The organism is Bordetella sp. 15P40C-2 (assembly GCF_009763235.1).
GTDB lineage: Bacteria > Pseudomonadota > Gammaproteobacteria > Burkholderiales > Burkholderiaceae_B > Bordetella_A.
In genome coordinates, this window is record NZ_WSJA01000024.1 from 42,964 (window position 1) to 49,680 (window position 6,717).

A 6,717-nucleotide genomic window follows, 5' to 3' on the forward strand; every position below is an offset into this window, starting at 1 on the left:
CGCGCGCGCAGGTCCCATGCTTCATCACGCCCCTCGGGGCGCCCTGAGGGCGGCTTACCATGTATGTGTATGACCCTGTCGATCAACAACTGGTGGAACAGCGCGTCGCGCAGTTCACCGAGCAGACTCAGCGCTATCTCGCTGGGGAGCTGAGCGAAGACGATTTTCGCACTCTGCGTCTGCAGAATGGCCTCTACATTCAACGCCATGCGCCCATGCTGCGTGTGGCGATTCCGTATGGCTTGTTAGCCTCGCGCCAGCTGCGCACCCTGGCGCATATCGCGCGCACCTGGGATCGCGGCTACGGGCATTTCAGCACGCGGCAGAATATCCAGTTCAACTGGCCCCGGCTCGAAGATGTCCCCACCATCCTCGCCGAGCTGGCCAAGGTACAGATGCACGCCATTCAGACCAGCGGCAACTGTATCCGCAACACGACCTCCGATCATTTCGCCGGCGTCGCGCCCGATGAGCTTGTTAACCCCCTGGTGTGGTGCGAAATCATCCGCCAATGGTCCACGCTGCATCCCGAGTTCGCGTTCCTGCCGCGTAAGTTCAAGATCGCCGTCAGTGGCGCGGAGGAAGACCGCGCCGCCGTCGGCGTGCACGATATCGGCCTGCAGGCGGTCGAACGCGACGGCGTGCTGGGTTTTCGCGTGTGGATCGGCGGCGGCCTGGGCCGCACGCCCATGGTGGGACATCTGATCAATCCGTTCGTGCCGTGGCAGCATCTGCTCACTTATCTGCAAGCGGCGCTGCGCGTCTACAACCTGCATGGTCGACGCGACAACAAGTACAAGGCGCGCATCAAGATTCTGGTCAAGGAACTCACGCCCGAGGTCTATGCGCAGCAGGTCGATGAACAGTGGCAGCTCATCAAAGACGGCCCAGACACCCTCACGCAAGACTACGTCGACACCATCGCGCAGCGATTCACTTGGCCGCAATATGACGCTCAGGCCGCGAACGAACCCGATGACACTGACAGCCAGGCCGCCGCGAATCCCGCATTCGCGCGCTGGCTGAAACGCAACGTGCATCCCCATCGCGTGCCGGGTTACGCCGCCGTCACCTTGTCGCTCAAAGCCACCGGTGTGCCGCCCGGCGACATCACGGCCGAGCAAATGGAAGCCGTCGCCGATTTGTCGGAGCAGTACGGCTATGGCGAAGTGCGCGTCTCGCACGAGCAGAATCTGGTGCTTGCCGATGTGCGCCGCTCGCAGCTATATGCGTTGTGGGAAACGCTGCGCGAGCTGAACATGGCCACACCCAATATCGGTTTACTGACCAACATCATCGCATGCCCGGGCGGCGACTTCTGCGCGCTCGCCAATGCGGTATCGATTCCCGTGGCAGAAGCCATTCAACGCCGCTTTGACGACCTGGATTATTTATTCGATGTCGGCGAGCTGGACTTGAATATCTCCGGCTGTATCAACGCCTGTGGTCATCACCACGTCGGCCATATCGGCATCCTGGGAGTCGATAAGAACGGCGAAGAGTGGTATCAGGTCACCATAGGCGGGCGTCAAAATGGCGCGGCCAAGCCCCTGCCCGATCTGCAATCGACGCGTGGGGGTGGTGCTGCCATCGGGCGCATCATCGGCCCATCGTTTGCGCGCGACCAGATCCCCGATGTGGTGGACCGGCTGATTCAGACGTACCTGCGTCTGCGCGATAGCGAGATCGAGCGCTTTATCGATGTGGTCGATCGTCTGGGCATCGCGCCCTTTAAGGAAGATGTCTATGCCGACCCGGCAGTCGCCAAGGCGGCGCCGGCATCTCGCGAGGTGGCCCATGTCTGATGTCATCGCTCATAGCGAACACACGGCTCGTTTGATCCGCCACGGCCAGCTTCAAGTGGATGATAGTCGGGTGCAAGCTGTCGCCGACGCCGGGGAAGTTGACGTGGCAACGATCGACTCGCTGCCGGCCGATGAACCCGGATGGATTGTTCCGCTCGCCACCTGGACCGCACATCGCGATACCTTACGCGCACGCCGCCACCCCGTAGCGGTGTTGCTCGCGCCTGATTCGAAATTGCAGGAACTCGTCAACGACGACGGCGAAATCGACCCGACCGGCATCGATTTCATCGCCATCGACTTCCCGGTCTATACGGACGGGCGCGGCTATTCCCTCGCGCAACTGCTACGTACCCGTTACGGCTGGCAAGGCGAGTTGCGCGCCGTGGGCGATGTGATGATCGACACGATTCACTATCAAGCGCGCGTGGGATTCGACAGCTTTCTAGTCAAGCCCGGGCATGATCCGCACAAGGCGCTCGCCGCCTTCCAGACCTTCACGGTGCATTACCAGAAGACCTATCCCAAGCCGTCCGTGCCCGTAGAAGCATAGACATCGTGCGCAGCGGCCCCCACGCGGCCCGGAATGCAGTAACGCGCGGATAAATCGCGCGGTCATCTGCACCCTGAACGCGATGTCGCGGGATCAAGCAGCGCCATGATGGCACCCCAAAACACGAAGGCCTCACGTGTAAACCGTGAGGCCTTCTGTTCTACGCGTGGAGCCGATCGCCGGTCTATCGACGCGGCAACCGCCTGCCTTACGCCGTTGCGCCAGACTGATCCAGCAGCGTCTTCAATTCACCGCTTTCGTTCATCTCGCTCATGATGTCCGAGCCGCCGATGAATTCGCCGCTGACGTAGAGCTGCGGGATCGTCGGCCAATTCGAGTATTCCTTGATGCCTTGGCGGACTTCTGCGTCTTCGAGCACGTTAACCGTGATCAGTTTCTTCACGCCACAGCTCTTCAGAATCTGAATGGCGCGGCCCGAAAAACCACATTGGGGAAACTGGGCCGTGCCCTTCATGAACAACACCACAGGGTGCTGGGTCACGGTCTCGCGGATAAATTCTTGCACGTCGCTCATGGTGATCTCACAAACAGTAATAGCTGATGGACTGCACCCCGCCGGCAATGGCGCGGGTTCTGGGCAGCGGATGATTCATTATAGAGACCCGCCGGAAATCCGCTCGATTCCGGCCAAGTCACGCAGGCTGGTTACATTGCCAAAACCCGCGCTGTTTAACAGCTGGCGCACGGCTTGGGCCTGATCCCAACCGTGCTCAACCCATAACGCGCCACCCGGCCGCAAACGGGCAGCGGCGCCATTGATGATCGTGGTCAGGTCGCGCAGACCGTCCGCATGATCCGTCAGCGCTCCACGCGGCTCGAACCGCAGATCGCCTTGCGACAAATGCTCGTCATCACGGGCAATGTAAGGCGGATTGGAGACGATCAAATCGTAGCGCGCCAAGGCCGGCAGCGCCTCATACCAGCTCCCCTGCGCGAAATCCACGCGCGCATCCAGACGCGCCGCGTTGCGCACGGCCATCTGCAAGGCGGTGGCGCTCACATCGGTCGCTGTCACCGTGGCGCCAGGAGCGCCCAGCGCGATCGAAACCGCAATCACGCCACTACCGGTGCCCAGATCCAATACCGCGGCATCAGGGCGATCTTTCAGCCATGCCAGCGCGGTCTCCACGAGCAACTCCGTGTCGGGCCGAGGAATCAGCACATCGGGAGTCACCGCGAAATCGCGGCCCATGAATTCACGATGGCCCACCAAATAGGCCATCGGTTCGCCCGCCAAGCGCCGCGTCGCCAGCGCCTGATACGCCTGGGCCTGCCACGGTTCCACCGGATCGGTGTCATGCGCCAGCAGCCACGCGCGCGGTTTGCCGAGCACGTGCTCGAGCAACATACGCACCTCCAGTCGCGGCAAGCGCGTATCTTGCAACAGCGTCTGCAAGGTAGCTTGATTCACGTCAGACCTCATCGCCCAGGGCAGCCAGCAGCTCGGCCTGCTGCTCGGCGATCAATGCGCCGGTCAGTTCTTCCAGATCGCCTTCCATGATCTGCTGCAGCTTGTACAGGGTCAGGTTGATACGGTGATCCGTCACACGACCCTGTGGAAAGTTATACGTACGGATGCGTTCGGAACGGTCGCCCGAACCCACCAGGCTCTTGCGTTCGGCGGCTTCCTTGCTTTGACGTTCGCGCAGCTCGCGGTCTTTCAGGCGCGCGGCCAGCACCTGCATGGCCTTGTCCTTGTTGCGATGCTGCGAACGGTCATCCTGGCATTCCACCACCAAACCCGTGGGCAAGTGGGTGATGCGCACCGCCGAATCGGTTTTGTTGATGTGCTGACCACCCGCGCCGCTGGCGCGGAACGTATCGATGCGCAGATCCGAGGGATTGATGATGATCTCGTTCATCGCGTCGGCCTCGGGCAACACCGCCACCGTGCAAGCCGAGGTGTGAATACGGCCCTGCGCCTCGGTGGCCGGCACACGCTGCACGCGGTGCGCACCCGATTCGAATTTCAAACGACCATAGGCACCGTCGCCATCGATGCGAGCGATCACTTCCTTATACCCGCCTAGCTCCGACGGGCTTTCCGACATCAGCTCCACCCGCCAGCCGCGTTGTTCGGCGTAGCGCGTATACATGCGCAGCAGATCGCCCGAAAACAGCGCGCTTTCGTCTCCGCCCGTGCCCGCGCGAATTTCCAGGAACAGGCTGCGCCCATCGTTAGGATCGCGCGGCAGCAGCAACAGCTGCAAATCGGCTTCCAGCGTTTCGATACGCGCCTTGGCCGATTTGATTTCGTCTTCAGCCATCTCCTTGAAATCCGGGTCGCTCAGCATGTCCTGCGCGGCCTGCAGGTCTTCCTCGGTTTTCACGAATTGGTTGAATGCCTGCACGACGGGATCCAGTTCGGCCCGTTCGCGCGACAGTTTGCGAAAGCGATCCATATCGGCGCCAATTTCCGGCTCGGCCAGCAATGCGTCCACCTCCACGAGGCGGTGAGACAGCTGCTCCAGACGGCTGCGCATGGAAGATTTCATAGATAACTCAAAAAGACGTTGCGGATTAGCGGAATGCGGGCGCCCGAAAATGCGAACGCCCGCCTTGAGGCGGGCATTGCGGCAGCAACGCTAACGGCGCGTATCGCGACCTGGAAACAGGCGCGGCATCCAGGCCAGCAACTGCTGGCGTTCGTCGCCTTGACTGCGGTTCAACGCCGCCAAGGGACCATGCAGATATTTCTGCGTCAGGCCGTGTGCGAGTTGTTCCAACACCGCCTCTGGCGATTCGCCGCGTGCCAGCATGCGGCGCGCGCGCTCCAGCTCGGCCGCGCGGACGTCTTCAGCGGCCTGATGCAGGTCGCGGATCACGGGCACGACTTCGCGTGACTGCATCCAGTGCATAAAGCCTTGGACGCGGGTCTCGATGATGGCCTCGGCCTGCACCACCGCCGCGCGACGCGCGTCGGTGCCACTTTGCACGAGTTGACCCAGATCATCGACAGAATACAAATACACATCATCGAGCCGGCCGACTTCGGGCTCGATATCGCGCGGTACCGCCAGATCGATCATCACCATGGGGCGGTGACGCCGTTGCAGCGTAGCGCGCTCGACGAGCCCCAAGCCCAATATGGGCAAGGAGCTGGCCGTACAGGAAACGATGACATCAAATTCGGCCAGACGCTCTGGCAGATCAACCAGACGCATCGTGCTGGCCGCGAACTTGCCCGCGAGCAATTCGGCGCGTTCGGCGGTGCGGTTAGCCACCACCATGCTATGCGGACGCTGAGCGGCAAAGTGCGTGGCACAGAGCTCGATCATTTCGCCCGCGCCGATAAACAGCGTGCGCGCCTCGCTCAGATCGCCAAACACGCGCTCGGCCAGACGCACGGCCGCAGCCGCCATCGACACCGAATGCGCGCCGATTTCGGTCTGCGAGCGGACCTCCTTGGCGACCGAGAAGGTGCGTTGGAACAGCTGATGCAGCAACGTACCCAATGAACCGGCCTCGCCGGCGGCACGCACTGCGTCTTTCATCTGCCCCAGAATCTGCGGCTCGCCCAGCACCATGGAATCGAGGCCACTGGCCACGCGAAATGCGTGACGAACGGCCTCGTCCTGCTCGTGGCGATAAAGATGGGGGCTCAACACCCCGGCTTCGAGGCGATTGTGATCGGCCAACCAGACGGGCAGATGCTCGGCCACCTCGGGCGGGGCCGCACAGTACACCTCGGTACGATTACAGGTCGATAGAATCGCCGCTTCGCGCACGGCCCCGCCAAATGCGGAGCGCAACCCTTCCAACGCCGGCCGCAGCAAGTCAGCGGGCATGGAAACACGCTCACGCACCGCAACCGGGGCAGAAGTGTGATTCAGACCGAACGCAAATACAGCTACGGACATGGGATGGATTTAGGAGCGCCGTTGGACGAAGTTCGACGCATTTGTAACTTAAGTCTTTGAAAATTATACATCTAAGGGTATTCCCTTGGTAGTTTTGGTTTGCATCGTCGCGCTGTGCCCACAAAACTTTTTCTCGGATTCCCAGCACACGCCTGAAATTTCGTGTATAGTTGCGGTCTTCGTTGGCCTGGTAGCTCAGTTGGTAGAGCAGCGGATTGAAAATCCGCGTGTCGGTGGTTCGATTCCGCCCCAGGCCACCAAAGATTCAATGCCCAGCTCATAGAGCTGGGCATTTTCGTTTGCGCGCCAAAATCTCTGGATTGCCCCTCCCCCGGACCGATCCTCGCAGCTGGCCCTATTTCAACAAGAACGTCAGGCTCTACCCCATAAACGGGGGATGAGCATTCATCAGACCCGGTTAATCACACCGTTCCAACCGCACTGAGCCAAGACTCTCATGCGGTAATTCTCAAAATTT

The 6,717-nt window shown here is 61.1% G+C and carries 6 protein-coding genes and 1 tRNA gene; 3 read left to right on the forward strand and 4 right to left on the reverse strand.

Annotated elements, in window-relative coordinates; genetic code table 11:
- The first annotated feature begins 59 nt into the window (after window positions 1-59).
- Together GOQ25_RS10785 and GOQ25_RS10790 are read left to right on the forward strand one after the other, a co-directional pair.
- Entirely contained in the window at window positions 60-1,805 is a 1,746-nt protein-coding gene (locus GOQ25_RS10785; RefSeq protein WP_160350471.1) for a nitrite/sulfite reductase, read from the forward strand.
- Window positions 1,798-2,358 carry a DUF934 domain-containing protein gene (locus GOQ25_RS10790; RefSeq protein WP_160350472.1) on the forward strand — a complete coding sequence of 187 codons (561 nt, stop codon included), beginning with the start codon at window positions 1,798-1,800 and terminating at the stop codon, window positions 2,356-2,358. Before GOQ25_RS10785 ends, GOQ25_RS10790 begins: the two co-directional genes overlap by 8 nt.
- 208 nt (window positions 2,359-2,566) lie before the next feature.
- On the opposite strand, the gene grxD is transcribed toward GOQ25_RS10790, so the two are convergent.
- From grxD to hemA, 4 genes are all read right to left on the reverse strand, one after another.
- Window positions 2,567-2,893 carry a Grx4 family monothiol glutaredoxin gene (gene grxD, locus GOQ25_RS10795; protein ID WP_160350473.1) on the reverse strand — a complete coding sequence of 109 codons (327 nt, stop codon included), beginning with the start codon at window positions 2,891-2,893 and terminating at the stop codon, window positions 2,567-2,569.
- Window positions 2,894-2,971: 78 nt separating this feature from the next.
- Window positions 2,972-3,802 (reverse strand): peptide chain release factor N(5)-glutamine methyltransferase, encoded by an 831-nt coding sequence (gene prmC, locus GOQ25_RS10800; protein ID WP_160350474.1) that lies wholly within the window; start codon window positions 3,800-3,802, stop codon window positions 2,972-2,974.
- The gene (prfA, locus tag GOQ25_RS10805) at window positions 3,792-4,874 is read right to left on the reverse strand and encodes a peptide chain release factor 1 (RefSeq protein WP_160350475.1); all 1,083 of its coding nucleotides are present in this window, start codon (window positions 4,872-4,874) and stop codon (window positions 3,792-3,794) included. Before prfA ends, prmC begins: the two co-directional genes overlap by 11 nt.
- A 90-nt stretch (window positions 4,875-4,964) precedes the next feature.
- Window positions 4,965-6,239, reverse strand: a complete 1,275-nt coding sequence (gene hemA / locus GOQ25_RS10810) for a glutamyl-tRNA reductase (protein WP_160350476.1) — start codon at window positions 6,237-6,239, stop codon at window positions 4,965-4,967.
- A 184-nt stretch (window positions 6,240-6,423) separates the two neighbouring features.
- Between hemA and GOQ25_RS10815 the strand changes: the two genes are divergently transcribed.
- Window positions 6,424-6,499 (forward strand) — tRNA-Phe (locus GOQ25_RS10815).
- The last annotated feature ends 218 nt before the right edge of the window (window positions 6,500-6,717 follow it).